General features: G+C 72.4%; 15 protein-coding genes. 7 read left to right on the forward strand and 8 right to left on the reverse strand.

The window, feature by feature from the left end; genetic code table 11:
* A partial coding sequence (locus I4I78_RS06480) for an MFS transporter (RefSeq protein ID WP_218610280.1) occupies positions 1-1,296 on the forward strand: 1,296 nt, incomplete at its 5' end.
* 26 nt (positions 1,297-1,322) lie between these two features.
* Here I4I78_RS06480 and I4I78_RS33695 read toward each other — a convergent pair.
* The 7 genes from I4I78_RS33695 to I4I78_RS06515 form a co-directional block, all read right to left on the reverse strand.
* Positions 1,323-2,120, reverse strand: a complete 798-nt coding sequence (locus I4I78_RS33695) for an IclR family transcriptional regulator (protein WP_218610281.1) — start codon at positions 2,118-2,120, stop codon at positions 1,323-1,325.
* A 68-nt stretch (positions 2,121-2,188) separates the two neighbouring features.
* The gene (locus I4I78_RS06490; protein ID WP_218610282.1) at positions 2,189-4,435 is read right to left on the reverse strand and encodes a N,N-dimethylformamidase beta subunit family domain-containing protein; all 2,247 of its coding nucleotides are present in this window, start codon (positions 4,433-4,435) and stop codon (positions 2,189-2,191) included.
* A complete protein-coding gene (locus I4I78_RS06495) occupies positions 4,432-5,475 on the reverse strand; it encodes an extracellular solute-binding protein (protein WP_218610283.1) in 1,044 nt (347 codons plus the stop codon). Before I4I78_RS06495 ends, I4I78_RS06490 begins: the two co-directional genes overlap by 4 nt.
* Before the next feature lie 69 nt (positions 5,476-5,544).
* Positions 5,545-6,774 (reverse strand): aminotransferase class III-fold pyridoxal phosphate-dependent enzyme, encoded by a 1,230-nt coding sequence (locus I4I78_RS06500; RefSeq protein WP_218610284.1) that lies wholly within the window; start codon positions 6,772-6,774, stop codon positions 5,545-5,547.
* Positions 6,771-7,817, reverse strand: coding sequence for a transketolase family protein (locus I4I78_RS06505; protein ID WP_218610285.1), 1,047 nt, complete (start codon positions 7,815-7,817; stop codon positions 6,771-6,773). Before I4I78_RS06505 ends, I4I78_RS06500 begins: the two co-directional genes overlap by 4 nt.
* A complete protein-coding gene (locus tag I4I78_RS06510; RefSeq protein WP_218610286.1) occupies positions 7,814-8,665 on the reverse strand; it encodes a transketolase in 852 nt (283 codons plus the stop codon). The genes I4I78_RS06505 and I4I78_RS06510 overlap by 4 nt, the downstream gene beginning before the upstream one ends.
* A gap of 44 nt (positions 8,666-8,709) precedes the next feature.
* On the reverse strand, positions 8,710-10,890 hold the full coding sequence (locus I4I78_RS06515; protein ID WP_218610287.1) for a N,N-dimethylformamidase beta subunit family domain-containing protein: 2,181 nt from the start codon (positions 10,888-10,890) through the stop codon (positions 8,710-8,712).
* A 219-nt stretch (positions 10,891-11,109) separates the two neighbouring features.
* Here I4I78_RS06515 and I4I78_RS06520 point away from each other — a divergent pair, with 219 nt between their 5' ends.
* The 6 genes from I4I78_RS06520 to I4I78_RS06545 are packed head-to-tail and all read left to right on the forward strand — an operon-like array spanning position 11,110 to position 16,360.
* Positions 11,110-12,039 (forward strand): ABC transporter permease, encoded by a 930-nt coding sequence (locus I4I78_RS06520; protein ID WP_218610288.1) that lies wholly within the window; start codon positions 11,110-11,112, stop codon positions 12,037-12,039.
* The gene (locus I4I78_RS06525) at positions 12,036-12,827 is read left to right on the forward strand and encodes an ABC transporter permease (protein WP_218610289.1); all 792 of its coding nucleotides are present in this window, start codon (positions 12,036-12,038) and stop codon (positions 12,825-12,827) included. The genes I4I78_RS06520 and I4I78_RS06525 overlap by 4 nt, the downstream gene beginning before the upstream one ends.
* Positions 12,820-13,938, forward strand: a complete 1,119-nt coding sequence (locus I4I78_RS06530; RefSeq protein WP_218610290.1) for an ABC transporter ATP-binding protein — start codon at positions 12,820-12,822, stop codon at positions 13,936-13,938. The genes I4I78_RS06525 and I4I78_RS06530 overlap by 8 nt, the downstream gene beginning before the upstream one ends.
* Entirely contained in the window at positions 13,935-14,576 is a 642-nt protein-coding gene (locus tag I4I78_RS06535) for a class II aldolase/adducin family protein (RefSeq protein WP_218610291.1), read from the forward strand. Before I4I78_RS06530 ends, I4I78_RS06535 begins: the two co-directional genes overlap by 4 nt.
* Positions 14,573-15,568, forward strand: a complete 996-nt coding sequence (locus I4I78_RS06540; RefSeq protein WP_308251935.1) for a carbohydrate kinase family protein — start codon at positions 14,573-14,575, stop codon at positions 15,566-15,568. Before I4I78_RS06535 ends, I4I78_RS06540 begins: the two co-directional genes overlap by 4 nt.
* Positions 15,569-16,360, forward strand: coding sequence for an IclR family transcriptional regulator (locus tag I4I78_RS06545; RefSeq protein WP_218610293.1), 792 nt, complete (start codon positions 15,569-15,571; stop codon positions 16,358-16,360).
* A gap of 223 nt (positions 16,361-16,583) precedes the next feature.
* Here the strand turns inward: I4I78_RS06545 and I4I78_RS06550 are convergent, their stop codons facing one another.
* The gene (locus I4I78_RS06550; protein ID WP_218610294.1) at positions 16,584-17,090 is read right to left on the reverse strand and encodes a MarR family winged helix-turn-helix transcriptional regulator; all 507 of its coding nucleotides are present in this window, start codon (positions 17,088-17,090) and stop codon (positions 16,584-16,586) included.
* Between the last annotated feature and the right edge of the window lie 37 nt (positions 17,091-17,127).

A 17,127-nucleotide genomic window follows, 5' to 3' on the forward strand; every position in this document is an offset into this window, starting at 1 on the left:
AAGGTGCGTGCCGCGGTGCGCGGCGGGACGCTCGCCTACTTCGTCGACCAGTTCGACATCTACCTGCCGATCGTGGTGCTGGCGCCGGCGGCGGCCTACTTCCAGGCCGCGGACCTGAGCGCGAGCACGGCGGCGCTGCTGGCCTCGCTGGTGTTCGCGTCGACGCTCATCGGCCGTCCGCTCGGCGCCGTCATCTTCGGCCACTTCGCGGACACGGTCGGACGCAAGCGCACGACGCTGGTCGCGGTCGGCGGGTTCGGCGTCCTCACACTGGCCACCGCGTGCCTGCCCGGCTACGAGACGATCGGGATGTGGTCGGTCGGCCTCCTGATCGCGTTGCGGTTCGTCGACGGGATCTTCCTCGGTGGCGAGTACACGACCGCGGTGCCACTGGCGATGGAGTGGAGCCCGAAGCACAAGCGCGGTCTCTACGCCTCGATCATCACCTCGACCTCCCCCGCCGCGTACGCCGTGATCGCCGCGATCACGCTGCTGATGCTGCAGGTGCTGCCGTCGGCCGGGCTGCACAGTGCCTACGTGCAGTGGGGCTGGCGGGTGCCGTTCGTGATCGGCGCGCTGCTCGCGGCGGTGCTGTTCCGCTACTACCTCACCCACGTCCACGAGCCGCCCGCGTCCGAGCGGACCGGCGAGCGGCACAAGCTCCCGCTCGTGCGGCTGGTGGTGCGGTACCCGAAGGCGCTGGCGCAGGTCTTCGTGCTGATGACCGGTACCTGGCTGGCGACCAACATGGAGGCCGCCGTGACGCCCGTGCAGCTCAAGGAGCACCTGCAGCTCTCGAGCCAGGAGGTCACGCTGACCATGCTGGTGATCAACGCAGCTGCGGCGCTGTCCTATCCCCTGTTCGGCATGCTGTCCCAGCGCATCGGGCGGCGGCGGTTCTACATCGGCTACGGACTGGCGGTCGTGGTGTTCGGCGCCGGGTCCTACTCGGTGTTGATGGTCTCGAACGGCGGCTTCGGCGCGGCGCTCGGCTGGGGCATCATGATCGGCGTCTTCACCGTCGGCACGTTCGGCCCGATCGCCGCGTATCTGACCGAGCGGTTCCCGGCGAGCATCCGGTCCACCGGCTACGGCGTCGGTTACAGCCTCGCGCTCATCGCGCCGGCGTTCTACCAGTTCTACCTGCAGGGGTTCGACGGCGTCATGCCGTCGCACCTGGCTCCGGCCGTCCTGATCGTCCTCGCCGGACTGTTGATCAGCATCGGCGGCTTCATCGGACCGGAGACGAAGGACGTCGACATGGACGACGACAGCACGATCCCCGCACTGTCCTGACCGGACGCGACGGGCAGGCGGCCGCCTTACACCGCCCGCTGGTCGAGATCGTCGGGCCGGTAGTGACCGCCGAGCTCGTGGGTGAGCTCGCGCGCGGTCTCGACCACGACACGGAGCTCGGGCGCGTCGTCGGACATCGACAGCGTGTTGTCCGGGCCGACGATCGCGATGGTGGCGCAGATGCCGTACTCGTCGAAGACCGGCGCCGCCACCGCCACGACACCGGGTGTGCTCATCGCGGAGCAGTGGCCGACGACGCGCACCCGCTCGACATCGGCCCGCAGCTCGTCGCGCGCCGTGCCGGACAGGTTCGCCATCAGTCGTTCCATCGACAGCTGGTCCGCGTGATAGGCGAGGAAGACCTTGCTCTGTGCCGTGTCCAGCGGCAGATGGCTACCGACCCGCACGGAGACCACCACGATGGTGGACAGGTTCTCCTCGACCCGGGAGACCACCGGGCCGGTGAGGCCCCAGAGACTGAGCACCACGCTCGTCTGCGTGGCACGCGAGAGCGACTGCATGTGCCGCGGGGCGAGGCTGATGACGCGCCGGTGGCCGATCGCGAACCCGCCGAGCTGCAGCAACAGGCCACCGGGCACGTAACCGCCCTCGGCGCTGCGTTCGAGCAGCCCGGCCGCGACGAGCGAGGTGCAGTACCGGTACGCGGTGGTGCGGTTGAGTCCGAGGCGCTCCGCGACCTCGCCGGCCGTCACCTCCGGCGTGGCCGGGTCGAACAGCGCGAGGATCTGGCTGACCCGGCTGACCGCCTGGATGTCCGCCTGGTCGCCACGAGCCGACCGATTACCCTCCGGCGACTTGCTCACGGGGGCCTCCGTCGGACGGTGATCGCGAACCTGGCAGCGGCGTTCACTTCGTGAACACCGGCCGTAGACTACCTGAGGTCGGCGGCGCCCTCCGTCCCGTCGAGGGGCGATCCGTCCGGGGCGACCGGGCCGTCGTGGTCACGGAAGCGGTCGAGCACGTTCGCGGTGATCCGGGCGACGTCGTTGTCGCCGCCCCGGTGCGTCATCGCCGTCGACCAGGCGATCGAGCCGACCGAGAACACCGCACCACCGCCGGGCCGGCCGGCGATCACGATGTCGGAGCGGACCCGCGGGTCGGGGACCACCGGCGGCGAGTAGGAGATCGTCCGGTCGTCGGCGGCCAGCACGATGGCGCTCGAGTGCCCGACCGAGGTCGCGAGCACCACGGCGTGCGCCGGGGTCCCGAGAGCCACGTCGGCACGGTCGATCTCGTCCCCGGCCGCACCGCCGAGGCCCGGGCCCCGGTCCCCGAACAGGTCGCCCACCGCGAGGTCCGTGCCGTCGAAGACCCAGCTCACGGCGTCCTCGCGGCTCGCGGGCAGCCGGCGGTAGCCACTGGCCCGGTCGAAACCCTGGGCGGTCATCCCGACCCCGGTCAGCCGCTGCGGCGCGCGGCCGCGCCAGCGCCACAGCCCGCCGTGCTCCCCAGAGCCGGACAGGTGCTCCTCCCCCGCACCGGACGCCCAGGCCGTCGTCGTGCCCCGGGCCCGGCGGATCTCGATCGCCCCGCCCGGGCCCGGATGCCGGTTGCTGACGAGGTAGAAGCCGTTGCCGCCCAGGTACATCAGCCGTCCGCCACGGTCGGTGTGCTCCTGGTAGGCGTCGAGCATCCGCGCCGAGCAGTACTCCGGATGGCTCCCGGTGACCACGACCCGGTGCCCGGAGAACGCGTCGACGCCGCGGTCCTCGACCTCGTCGTCGGTGATCACGTCGTAGGTCTCGCCGCGCGCGTCGAGCCAGTGCAGCAGCGACAGGTCCTGGGCGAAGTGCCGCAGCCCGCGGGTCGTGGGCGTGTAGTAGTCGGGGCGGATGTTGACGATGGGCCGGGCCCGGGAGGAGTAGGCGACGCCACTGCCGTCGGTGTGCACGTCGTAGAGCGACTTCCCGAGCTCCGGGTGACGGGTCAGCCAGCGGTCCCGGGCGTCGACCCCGCGCCGCTCGCCGTACAGCGCGACGCGGTCCTCCTCGTGCTCGGCGTAGGTGCGCCAGTTCGCGTAGGCGAGGTAGGTCCAGGTGGGGATCACGACCAGCACCGGCGCCGGTGCCGCGCCCGGCGCCGGGGTCACCACGAACGGGATGCGGTCCACGTGCTCGCCCGCGCGGACCCGCAGTGCGTAGACGCCGCCGGGGGTGTCCGGCGGCAGCGTCAGGCTCACGTCGGTGGCCCAGCCCGCGTCGTCGAGGTCGTCGTCGTGCAGGTGCAGCGCGTCGTACTCGTCCGGGCACCGCCGGAAGTCGGTCTCGGTGCACCGCCAGAACGGGCCCGGCACCGCGCTCGTCGGCCGGTTCACCACCCGTCCGCCCGTGGTGAGGGCGCCGTCGTCGACGACCCGTGTCGCCGCGGGCTCCCGGCCGAGGGCCAGCGCGCCCACCGCACCGGCCCCGAGCACGTCGACGGCGTTCTCGCCGGCCGCCAGGCGGGCGGTCGCGGCCACCGACCAGCCCTCGAGGGCCACCACGGGGCGGGCGATCCGGCCGTTGAAGGCGCCGGTCGCGCCGGGACCGCGCCCGCCGACCCGCACCACGCCCGCGGGCCGTCCGGACGGGGCGGGGCCGCGGCCCTGCGCCACCGCCGCCGGTGCGGCCGTGCTCCGGTGCAGGCTCAGCCGCACGTCACCCTGCGCCGACACGGTCGCGGCGAGGAACGACCACTGCCGCACGACGGGCGGCTCGTCGAGCCGGGCCAGCACCGTCCCTCCGGCGTCGCGCAGTACCGGACCGGTCGCGGTGACGGTCAGCGTCCAGCCTGCTCGCCCGTCGTCCGAGGTCACGGTGAGCACGCTCTGCTCGCGCTGCCCGTCGAGCAGGGTGGGGCACACCCAGGCCGCGAGCCCGACGCCGTCCATGGTGGTGCCCTCGGCGACGGCCGCCTCGACCCACGACCCCGCGACGGCGGTCTGGACCCGGCCCGCGACCGCGGCCGGGAGGTCGGCCGCGACGTCGTCCTCGATCAGGTCGCACTCGTGGGCCGGGGAGCCACCGCGGCGCAGCCGTACCAGCGACGGGGCGAACTCCGGCAGCTCGCAGCTCACCTTGAACTCGATCCGTCCGCCCGCCGGGACGGACAGCCGGTCTCCGTAGCCGATGATCCTCATCGGTTGACCCAGTTCGCCCACCGCGTGGTGGCCTCGTCGAGGTTGGCCGCCCACCACTGCTGGTCACGCACGACCTCGGTGCCGTTGGCGTGGTTGGTCGCGACGAACGAGCTGATCAACGGGTCGGAGGACGGCTCGGCCTTCGAGTTGGCCGCGCCGTAGGGCTGCTTCGCCGTGATCTCCTCCTGGGTGCGTGTCCCGATCAGCGCGTTGATCAGCTCGTACGCGGCGTCCTGGTTCTTGGAGCCCTTCACGATCCCCAGCGCGTCGGTGTAGTAGAGCGGCTGGTTCCAGACGACCTTGAGGTTGGTCCCGTTCTTCGTGGCCTCGTAGGCACGTCCCGGCCAGGCCAGCATCATGTCGACCTCCCCCGACTCCAGGGCCTGGGTCTGCTGCGCCCCGGTGTCGAAGAACCGCACCGACGGGCGGATCCGGTCCATCGTGGCGAACGCGCGGTCGTAGTCGAGCGGGTAGAGCTTGTCGCCGGGTACGCCGGAGGCCAGCAACGCCGTCTCCATGCCGGCGTCCTTGGCGTAGTTCATGATGCCGCGCGTGCCCGGGAACGACGTCGTGTCGTAGAAGTCCTTCCAGCTCGTCGGCGCCTTGCCCGGGTACTTGTCGGCGTTGTAGACCAGCAGGAACGCGGACTGCAGTACCGGCACACCGCACTCGGTGACCTGCTTCGGGTCGAGCCCGCTGGTGTCGATACGGGACATGTCCAGCTTCTCGAACAGCACGTCGCACTTGGCGACCGTGCGGTACGGCGAGGCGTAGAAGACGTCCCAGGTGGGCGAGCCGGACTCGACCATCGCGGTCAGCTTCGCCTCGTTGTTGGGTGACTCCTCGGCGACCGTGATCCCCTTGTCCGCCAGCTCCTTGTACGCGGTGTCGGCGAAGATCGAGGCCAGGGCGCCGCCGGTGTTGCTGAACACGACCGTTCCCCCCGCGCCGCCGGTCGCCGGGCTGACGAAGCACCCGGTGGCGGCGAAGGACACCGCCGCCAGTACGGCGACGAGTGGGAGATGTCTGCGAATGTGCATGGTTACCGCCTCCGGCGGGTCGGGGAGGGACAGGTCGGTGCTGGTCTGGTCCGGTCCGGTCCGGTCCGGTCAGCGGACGGCGGCGAACGCGTCGTCGGTGCGGTCGAGGATCGCGTCGATCACGTCGTCGGTGTGCGCGGTGGACAGGAACCAGTTGTGCCAGGGGTGCAGGTAGACGCCCCTCTCCACGGCGGCCTCGGCCCACGCGCTCGCCTGCCGGAAGTCCTGGTCACCGGCGAAGGACAGCATCGGCATCTGGACCGGTCCGGTCTGGTTGATCTCGACCCCGTGGGCGGTGGCCTGCGCGGCCAGGCCGTCGCGCAGCCGCCGGCCCGCGCGCTCCATCGCCGGCACGGCATCGCCGCGCCGGAGCTCGGTCAGCGTGGCCAGCCCCGCCGCGAGCGGCACCGCCCCGGTCCAGAACGAGCCGGTGACGTAGATCGACCGGACGCCGTCGCGCAGCGCGTCGATCCCGGTCACCGCGCCCAGGGGCTGCCCGTTCGCCAACGGCTTGGAGTAGGCGGCCAGGTCCGGGCGCACCCCGATCGGCTCCCAGCTCCCGCCGAGGTCGAGCCGGTGGGTGCAGCGGACGTCGTCGAGGATCAGCACCGCCCCGGTGCTGTCGGCCAGTGCCCGCAGCCCGCGGGCGAACTCGGGGTCGACCAGCTCCTGGTCCCGCTTGACGTCGTGGCGCATCGGGCACACCAGGATCGCCGCGAGGTCGTCCCCCGCCTCGTCGGCGGCGGCCCGCGCGGAGGGCAGGTCGTTGTACTCGTAGCGGATCAGGTGCTCCTGGTCCGCCTCGGTGATGCCTTCGCCGCGCAGCGCGCACCAGGGCACCGCACCGTGGTAGGCACCGCGCGCGACCAGCACCTTGCGCCGCCCGGTCGCCGCACGGGCGGTCGTCACGCAGGTGGTGACCGCGTCCGTGCCGTTCTTGCAGAACAACGCCCAGTCCGCGGCGGGGACCGTGTCGACGAGCAGCTCGGCGTACTCGACGGCGACCGGGCTGGTGCCGTCCAGGCAGTCGCCGCGGGAGAGCTGGTCGACCACGGCCGCGGCCACCGCCGGGTGCCGGTGCCCGAGGATCACCGGGCCCCAGCTGCACATCAGGTCCAGGTACTCCCGACCGTCGGCGTCGACGACGCGGGCGCCGTCGCCGGAGACCATGAACTGCGGGTGCGAGCGGCTGAACGCGGCGACGGCCATGTGGCCGTACATGCCGCCGGGGATCACCTGCGCGGCCCGCTCGCGCAGCGCGAGCTCGCGGGCACCGAGTGTGGGTGGGGCCGTGGTCATGCGTTCCTCCGGGGACGGACATCGATCAGCTCGCGGGCGACGGCGGCGATGCCGGGGCCGTCGAGCCGGTAGTGGGCGTAGAGGGCCGCCGGCGGTCCGACCGGGACGTGCTCATCGGGCACCCCGTGCCGGCGGAACGGGACCGCGAGACCGGCGTCGAGCAGCGAGTCGGCCACGGCCGAGCCGAGGCCGCCGGTCACGTTGGCCTCCTCGACGGTCAGGACGGCGCCGGTCTCGCGGGCGGCGGCGGCCACCGCGGCGTGGTCGAGCGGGGAGACCGTCCACATGTCGACGACCCGGACCGAGACGCCGTCGGCGGCCAGCTGCTCGGCGGCCTCCAGGGAAGGGTGCACCGTCGACCCGGTCGCGATCACGGTCAGGTCCGTGCCCGCGCGCACCTGCTCGGCGCGGCCGAGCCGCAGGTCCGGTACCTCGTCGTAGACCTGCGGGTCGCGGCCGCGGCCGAGCCGCAGGTACATCGCCCCGGGGTGTTCCAGCGACAGTCTCAGCAACGCCCGCAGGTGGTGGGCGTCGGTCGCGCAGACCAGGGTGAGGTCGGCGATCGACCGCATCATCGCCAGGTCCTCGAGGCTGTGGTGACTGGTCCCGTAGAAGCCCATCGACATGCCCGAGTGGTGGCCGACGACCCGCACCGGCAGGTTCGGGTACGCGCAGTCGGTCCGGATCTGCTCGGCGCACAGGAGCGCGGCGAAGGAGCCGAACGTGGCCGCGAACGGCACCAGCCCGCTCGCCGCCATCCCGGCGGCCACGGTGACCATGTTCTTCTCGGCGATGCCGAGGTTGACGAACCGGTCGGGGTGCCGGGCGGCGAAGTCGGAGGCGCGGTTGGAACGGGCGAGGTCCGCGGTGAGGACCACGATCCGCGGGTCGTGTTCGGCGAGCTCGGCCAGCTCCTCCCCGAACACGAACGCCGGGACGGTGCGGGTGTCGGTGCCGTCCACCGAGCGGGTGTCCTTGAACCCGACACTCGCGGTGCCGTTGAAGATCTCCGACTGGTCCTGTGCTCCGGTCCGGGTGCTCATCGGTTCAGCTCCGCCATCACGTCGTCGTAGTCGGCACCGGCGAGGTTGCCGACGTGCCAGTCGGGGCTGAGCTCCATCCGGGCCACGCCCTTGCCCTTGACCGTGTCCGCGACGATCAGCTGCGGCCGCTGCCCGCCTCTCGGGGGCAACGACGCGAACGCGTCCAGCAGGGCGCCCGGGTCGTGGCCGTCGACGCGGCGGGTCTGCCAGCCGAACGCGGCGAACCGTTCCTCGATCGGCTCGGCGGCCATCACCTCGGCGACCCTGCCGTCGATGCCGAGCTGGTTGTTGTCGACCACGGCGACCAGGTCGCCGAGCCGGTGGTGCGACGCCGACATCGCGGCCTCCCAGATCTGCCCCTCGGCCAGCTCGCCGTCGCCGAGCAGGCACCAGGTGCGGTGGTCGCTGCCCGCGTACCGGCCGGCCCAGGCCATGCCCACACCGACCGAGAGCCCGTGCCCGAGCGAGCCCGAGGAGAAGTCGATGCCGGCGATCCGCTTCATGTCCGGGTGGTCGCCGAACGGGCTCCCGAGCCGGGTGTAGTCGTCGAGCGCGGACGCGGCGAAGTAGCCGAGGTCGGCGAGCACCGGGTAGAGCCCGATGGCCGCGTGTCCCTTGCTCAGGACGAACCGGTCACGGTCGGGCAGGTCCGGGCGGGCCGGGTCGATGCGCAGCTCGGAGTAGTAGAGCGCGGCCAGGATCTCGGCGCACGAGAACACGGCGCTGTAGTGGCCCGCACCGGCGATCCGGGTCAACCGGACCGTCTCGGTGCGGATGAACCGGGCGCGGTCGGCCAGGTGCTCGGTCGTCACCGGACGCGACGTCGTCGCGGTTCGGGAGGTGGACACGGGTGGCGCTCCTCGATGCTCGATGGTTGCCGGAGGGGTAGGGGTCACAGCGGCGGGGCCGCGTCGCGGAAGCGGTCGAGGACGTTGCCGGTGATGCGGGCGGTGTCGTTGTCGCCGTCGTCGCCGCTCATCGCGGTGCTCCACCCGATCGAACCGACGGAGAACACCGCCCCGCCGCCCGGCCGTCCGAACAGGACCACGTCCGCCCGCACGTTGGGGTGCACGCCGGGTGGAGGCGTCGCGTAGCCGCGGTCGGTCTCCTCGGGTACCAGCTTGATCCGGTCGGAGTGGCCCACCGAGGAGGCCAGCACCACCGCGCCGACCGGGGTGCCGAGCCCGGTGTCCGCGCGGTCGAACTCGTCGGCCGCGGCGCCACCGAGGCCCGGCCCGGTGTCGCCGAACACCGCGCCCGGCCCGGCCCGGACGCCGTCGAACACCCACGCGACCGCCGGGTCGGCACCCTCCGCGGTGCGCCGGTAGCCGTAGCCGGAGTCGAAACCCTGCGCGGTGAACCCGACGCCGACCAGCGAGTTCGGTGCGCGTCCCCGCATCCGCCACAGACCCCCCGGCTCGCCGGTGCCCGACAGGTGCTCCTGCCCCGGCTCCGAGACCCAGGTCGCGACGCCGGCATGCCCGCGCCGGATCTCGATCGCCTCCGGATGCGCGGGATGGCGGGCCGTGACCTGGTAGAAGCCGTTGCCGCCGAGGTACATCAGCCGCCCCCCGGACGCGGTGTGCGCGGCGTACGCGTCCAGCATCCCCGCCGAGCAATACTCCGGATGGCTCCCGGTGATCACCACGCGGTAGCGGGCGAGCAGCTCCGCCCCCTGCTGCTCCACCTCGTCGTCGGTCACGACCGCGTAGTCCTCGCCGCGGCGGTCGAGCCAGTGCAGCAGCAGCAGGTCCTGCGCGTAGTGCCGGAACCCGCGGGTGGTGGGGGTGTAGTAGTCCGGGCGCAGGTTGACGATCGGGCGCAGGCGCGTCGAGTAGAAGACGCCGCTGCCGTCGCCGTGCACGTCGTAGAGGGACCGGCCGAACTCCGGGTGTGCGAGGAGCCAGCGGTCACGCTCGTCGATGCCGCGGTCCTCGCCGTAGATCCCGCGACGTTCGGTCTCGTACTCGGCGTAGGTCCGCCAGTTCGCATAGGCGAGGTAGGTCCAGGTCGGCAGCACGACCAGTACCGGCGCGGTGTGCCGGGCCGGGGTGACGACGACCGGGATCCGGTCGACGTCGTCGCCGCAGCTCACCCGTAGCGCGTAGACCCCGCTCGGCGTGTCCGCCGGGACGTCCCAGGTCAGGTCGGTGTCCCAGCCCGCGTCGGCCAGGTCGTCGTCGTGCAGGTGGATGCCGTCGAACTCGGCCGGCGCGGCGCGGAAGTCACGCTCGGCCCCGGCCCAGAACGGTCCCGGCACCCCGCGGGCCGGGAGATGGCGTACCTGCGCGCCGCCGGTCAGACCACCGAGGTCGGGCACGTACGCCGAGCCCGGCTCCGCGCCCAGGTCGAGAACGCTGGTGACGGCCGGGTCGAGCAGGGTGAGCGGGTCCGCCCCGTCGTGCAGCTCCGCGGTGACCGCGGCCGGCCACGCCACGGACACGACCGGCCGAGCCACCACCCCGTCGAAGGTGTGCCCGGCGCCGGGCCCGGGTGCTCCGCCGGACCCGAGGAGCAGCGCCCCGGCGACCCGGACCGGAGACGCCGTCCCGGTCGCGGCCACCGGCGAGCCGTCCGGTGGGTACAGGACCAGCCGCGCGGCACCGTCCGGGTCGACGGTCGCCGCGACGAAGGACCACCGGTGCGCCACCACCGGCGTGGTGACCACGGCGACGACGTCCTCGCCGCAGGTGAGCACCACACCGTCGGCCGAGACCGTGACGGCCAGCGCGCCGACGACGAGCAGGGGGCGCGGGTCCTTCCCCGGCCGGGTCGGCCGGAACCACAGCGCCGCGCCCGCCCCGCCGCCGACCCCGCCGGCGGTGCCGGGGCCGTCCCCGATCGTCGCGACCACATGGGATCCCGAGGTCGTCTGCTGCACCCGACCCGCGAGCGTGTCCGGCAGTACGGCCTCGACGTCCTCCTCGATCAGATCGGCCTCGTGCTGCGGGCCACCACCGCGGCGTAACCGGACGATCCGCGGGACCAGCTCGGCGTGTTCGGACGACAGCCGGAACTCGACCCGTCCACCCGCGTCGACCGACAGCCGGTCGGCGTAGCCCACGATCCGCATCGGCACTCACCATTTCATATTATGAAACGCCGTTCGTATTACGGAAAGCATGCGATGCGGCTTCTTCTCCGTCAAGAGTGTGCCGCCATTTCGCCTACAGCACTGTTAACGTGCTGTTTCAGGAACTGACGCTCTTGACAAGGACTGCTCGACTCGCGACCGTGGCGTTCCACTTCATGAAATCCATGCCGCGAAACGCGGATCTGACGGAGGGTCGAGATGGCCGTGACCACGACCGAGGTACAGGCGCCCCGCACTCCGCCGGATCCGCACGCCGGGCCGCTGCCCCGGACCCGCCGACTCACCGGACCGCTGGTGCTGCTGGCCGTCCCCGCGCTGCTGACGGTGCTGATCTTCTTCGTCGTCCCGGCGCTGCGGCTGCTCTGGCTCTCGTTCACCACACCGGAACCGGGCCTCGGCAACTACGCGGCGATCGCGACCGACGAGGTGACCCACACGGTGGTCCTGCGGACGCTGGGCATGGCCGCCGTGGTCACCGTCGCCTGTGTCCTCGTCGCCTACCCCTACGCCTACCTGATGACCATCGCGACGCCGCGGTGGCGCACCGTGCTGCTCGCGATCGTGCTGATCCCGTTCTGGACCTCGCTGATGGCCCGTACGTTCGCCTGGGTCGTCCTGCTGCAGGACAACGGGGTCGTCAACCAGATCCTGGCCGCCGTGGGTGTCGGCCAGGTCCGGCTGCTCGGTACCGGTGCCGGAGTGACGCTGGCGATGGCCCAGGTCATGCTGCCGTTCGTGGTGCTTCCGGTGTACGCCACCATGCGCGGGATCGACCGGCGACTGGTCGCGGCGGCGCTCTCGCTGGGCGCACGGCCGAGCGTCGCGTTCGCCCGCGTCTACCTCCCGCTGTCCTTCCCGGGGGTGGCCGCCGGCGCGACCCTGGTGATGGTGATGTCGCTCGGCTTCTACGTCACGCCCTCGCTCGTCGGGTCCCCGCAGCAGTCGATGCTCGCCCAGTTCATCTCCGTGCAGGTCAACCAGCTCGTGAACTTCGGTGCCGCCGGGGCTCTGGCCGTCACGCTGCTGGTGGTCACGCTGGTGCTCCTGGCCGGGGTGCAGGTCCTGACCCGTACCCGGGGCGCCCGGGGCAACGGCCTCGGCTCCGGGATGACCGGAGGTGCCGCGTGACCGACGGACGCACCCTCCGGCGCATCCTGACCGCATTCGGCATCCTGGTCGCGGCCTGGCTCGTCGTGCCGACGCTGATCGTGGTGCCGATCAGCTTCTCCGGCCAGGACAGCTTCGCGTTCCCGCCCTCGTCCTGGGGGCTGCAGCACTACGTCACGTTCTTCACCGAGGCGAGCTGGCTCAACGCGCTGCTCGTCTCGCTGCAGCTGGCCGTGATCGTGACGGTGGTGGCGACCGTCCTCGGCACGGCCGCCGCGTTCGCGCTGGCCCGGACGTCGCTGCCCGGGGCCGGGGCGGTGAACGGGCTGTTCCTCGCCCCGCTCATCGTTCCGGGCATCGTGGTCGCGATCGCTGTCTACGCGACGTTCCTGAACTGGGGACTGATCGGCACCCCGACCGGCTTCGTACTCGCCCACACCGTGCTGGCGCTGCCGTTCGTCGTGGTGAACGTGGGCGCCTCGTTACGCGGGTTCGACCGCACCCTCGAACGTGCCGCCGCGAGTCTGGGGGCGTCGTCGTGGGCCACGTTCCGCCAGGTGACCCTGCCGGTCATCCGGCCCGGTGTGGCGTCCGGGGCCCTCTTCGCGTTCGTGACCTCCTTCGACGAGGTCGTGGTGTCGCTGTTCATCCAGTCCCCGCAGCTGCAGACGCTGCCGGTGCGGATGTTCACCTCGGTCACCAACGAGGTCGACCCCACCATCGCCGCGGCCTCGACCGTGGTGCTCGTCGTGTCCACCGTCCTGCTCGGCCTGACCGGCCTCACCCGGAGGAGCAAGTCCCGTGCCTGACCGAACCGACGGCGCGAGCATTCGCGTCGAGTCCCTGACCAAGACCTTCCGCGAGGGCACCGCCCCGGCCGTCGACGCGATCGACCTCGACGTCCGCTCCGGGGAGTTCATGACGCTGCTGGGCCCGAGCGGCTCGGGGAAGACCACCACACTCAACATGGTCGCCGGCTTCGAAGAGGTCACCTCGGGCCGGATCCTGCTCGACGGCGACGACATCGCCCGGCTGCCCCCGTACCGCCGCAACCTCGGCATGGTCTTCCAGAGCTACGCGCTGTTCCCGCACATGACCGCGGCGGAGAACATCGCGTTCCCGCTGCGCCAGCGGAAGGTGTCGAAGGCCGAGATCGCCCGCCGGGTGCACGAGACCCTCGATCTGGTGCAGCTCGGGGGGCACGGCGACCGCCTGCCCTCCCAGCTCTCCGGCGGCCAGCAGCAGCGTGTCGCGCTGGCCCGCGCCGTCGTGTTCTCCCCCCGTGCGCTGCTGCTCGACGAGCCGCTCGGTGCGCTGGACAAGAAGCTGCGCGAGACGCTGCAGCTGCAGATCGCCCGGCTGCACTCCGAGCTGGGGATCACCTTCGTGTTCGTGACCCACGACCAGGAGGAGGCGCTGGCCCTCTCGGACCGGATCGCGGTGTTCCGGGACGGCCGGATCGAGCAGGTCGGCACGCCCTTCGAGCTCTACGAGGCTCCGGTGTCGCGCTTCGTCGCCACGTTCCTCGGCGACTCCAACATCTTCGCCGGCACGGTCCGCGACGGGCTGCTCGACACCGGCGGCGCCACGCTGCACTGCCAGGGGCCCGACGGTCGCGGCGCCCTGGTCGTGCGACCCGAGCGGATGACCCTGCACGGGGACGACCGGGACCGTCCCGCCGGGGCGAACCAGCTCGGCGCCGAGGTCACCGACGTCGTGTACCAGGGCGCCTTCCGCCGGGTGCTGGTCCGGTTCGACGACGGCACCCCCGGCCTGGTGCGGGACTCGTCCTCGGACGTCTCGGTCGCGGTCGGCGACCGGGTACGCGTGAGCTGGCCTGCCGCGACCGGGGTCGTGGTGCCCGACGACGCCGCGGCCGACTCCTCCGACGCCACGGTCGGCGACGGGGTCGCGGCGTGAGCGCAGCCTGCACCGACGAGCTCTCGACCGCCCGCGCCGCCGTCGCGGGGGCCGGGCGCCGGCTCCTGGCCGAGGGGCTGGTCACCGGTACCGCGGGCAACGTGAGCGTCCGGGTCGGCGACCTGATCGCGATCACGCCCTCGGGCATCGGTTACGACGACATCGAGGCCGGTGACGTGTGCGTCCTCGACGCGGGCGGGCGGCTCGTGCAGGGCCGGCACGCACCGTCGTCGGAGACCCCGCTGCACCGCGCCGTCTACGCCTCCACCGCCGCCGGCGCGGTCGTGCACCACCACGGGCTGCACAGCACCGCGGTGTCCCTGATCCACGACGAGCTACCGGCCGTGCACTACTACATCGGCCGCCTCGGAGGACCGCCACGGGTCGCGCCCTACGCCACCTACGGCACACCGGAGCTGGCCGCCGGTGTGCGCGACGCCCTGGTCGACCGGAATGCGGCACTGATGCGCAACCACGGCGCGGTGGCCTACGGTGCCTCTCTGCCCGAGGCTCTCGACCGGGCCGGGCTGATCGAATGGCTGTGCCGCCTCTACACCGTCGCCGCGGCGATCGGGACGCCCCACACCCTCGACGACGACCAGCTCACCGCCGTCGCGGCCCGCCGGAGGCAGTCGTGACCGTCGTCTGTCTCGGCGCCCACATCCTCGACGTGCTGGGGCGGCCCGTCACCGACATCCCGTCCGGTCAGGGGCGCCGCGTCCTGGACGAGATCCGGGTGACCGCGGCCGGCACGGCCGGCGGCACCGCGGTCGACCTGGCCAAGCTCGGGGTCGAGGTCGCCTCGATCGGCCCGGTCGGCGACGACACCACGGGCCGGCTGCTGCGCACGCTGCTCGCCGAGCACGGCGTCGACACCTCCGGCTTGGCGCCGCGGCCGGGGGCGGCGACACCGGCGACGATGCTGCCGGTGCGCCCCAACGGTGAGCGGCCCGCGCTGCACGCCCCCGGCGCGATGGGTTCGCTGACGGCCGACGACGTCGATCTCGACCTGGTCGCCGCGGCGGACGCCCTGCACGTCGGCGGCCCCGACGTGCTCGGCGCCTTCACCGCCGAGGCCCTTCCCGGAGTGCTGGCCCACGCCCGCGCGCACGACACGCTCGTCACGACGGACCTGCTCAGCGTGCCCCGCCCGGGTCTGCTCGACGAGTTCGCGAACCTGTGGCCCCTCATCGACGTGTTCCTGCCCAATGACGACCAGCTACGGCTCCTCACCGGCCTCGACGACCTGCAGGACGCGGCCGGGCTGCTGCGCCGGGCCGGGGTCGGCACCGTCATCGTGACCTGCGGCGGGGACGGGGCGTTGGTCGTCTCCGACGCCGTCGTGGCCCTCGTGCCCGCCCACGACGTCCCGGTCGTCGACACCACCGGCTGCGGCGACGCGTTCACCGCCGGGTACCTCACCGGGCGGCTGCGCGGCGAGGACCTGCTCGACGCGGTGCGGCTGGGCAACGCGGCCGCGGCCCTGGTCGCCGGCGGGCTCGGCTCGGACGCGGGCATCGTCGACCTGAGCTCGACGCTGGACCTGCGGGATCGTCACGTCGGCAGAGCTCCGCCGGGGCCGGATACAGTGCGCCGGTCCGCAACGGCACCCGCCCCGGAGGTCGACTGAATGTCCGAGCGGACGCCCACCTCGGGCGAGCCGGTCCGCGTGCTGGTCAAGGCCATGTCGGTGCTGGACCTGCTCGCCGACGCGACCGAGCCGGTCGGTCTCGGTGAGATCGCCACGCGCCTGGATCTGAACAAGAGCACCTGCTATCGGATCCTGAGCACGCTCGCGGCCGACGACTTCGTCGAACGACCCGCTCCGGGCATCTACCAGCTCGGCGTGGGTGCGTTCCGGATCGGCAGCGCCATGGCCCGGCGGATGGGTGTCCGCGAACGCGCGCTGCCCGCGATGCAGGAGCTCTACCGCGCCACCGGGGAGACCGTGTTCCTGCTCATCCCCCGCGGAAACGAGGCCGTGTGCATCGAACGCCTCGACGGGCGCTACGCCTCGACGCACACACTGCGGGTGGGCGGCGCGCTCCCGTTGCACCTGGGCGCAGGCCCCCGGCTGCTGCTCGCGGCGCTGCCCGACGACCAGGTCCAGACCTACCTGAGCCGGCTCATGGTGCCGATGTCGACCGCGACGTCCCCGGCGGCGTTGCGCGACCAGATCGCCCGTATCCGTTCCCACGGCTACGCGATGAGCGAGGACGACGTGGAGACCGGCGTGCGCGCCGTGAGCGCGGCCGTGCGCGACCACGACGACCACATCGTCGCCGCCCTCAGCGTCAGTGGACTGACCGCCCACCTCCCCGACGACGAACTGGACGGCCTCCTCGAGCGGCTGCGCTCCGCCAGCTCCGCCGCGTCCATGGCGCTGGGGTACCGGCCGGACCCCTCGGCGCCCTCGACGTGACCGGACGGGCCCTGCGGCCTTGCACGTGCGGAACGGCGTAGGCAGCAGGCCGTGTGCCGTGGCCACGACCTGCTGCCTGTGCTGCCGTCACACCCCGCTGGTGGATTCCGGTCAGGCTCGAGCCCTGGTCCGGCGGCCGACGATCAGGCGGTAGATGCCGAGCAGGATCAGCGAGCCGATCAGGCCGAGGACGATCCAACCGATGATTCCCATGATCTGCTCCTCACGTCGAGGTGCCCTTGCGGCGTCGGCTGCTGGCCGACCGTGGCGGCGCCGCCCGCATGTGCTCGCGCACCGGCTCGAGAAGGTCGGTGAGTGTGCGGGCATCCTCTCGGGACAGGGGTTCGAAGAGCATCCCGGTGACGACCTCCTCGTGACCGGGAAGGACCGCCTCGACCAGGGCGCGCCCGGCGTCGGTGATGGAGATGGTGACGCCCCGCTCGTCATCGGCGGAGCGGGCCCGGACGACGAGGCCGTCCTTCTCCAGCAGGCCTGCCTGGTAGGTGAGACCGCTGCGGCTGAAGACGATGGCGTCGGCGAGGTCGGTCATGCGGTGGCTGCCGGTCGTCGAGAGCTGGAGTCGTCGCAGGATCTGGAACCGCACGAAGGTCAGGCCGGCGTCGTCGTGGAGCTGCTGCTCGATGGCGTGGCGTAGCAGGCTGGAGACCTCGACCAGGGCGAAGTAGGCGCCGAGCTGGACCGGGTCGACCGAGTGCGGTGGGTCGGACACACCCGGAGTTTACGTGCTTCGGGTTCGAAGCGTCGCT

The organism is Pseudonocardia sp. KRD291 (genome assembly GCF_019263595.1).
Lineage (GTDB): Bacteria > Actinomycetota > Actinomycetes > Mycobacteriales > Pseudonocardiaceae > Pseudonocardia.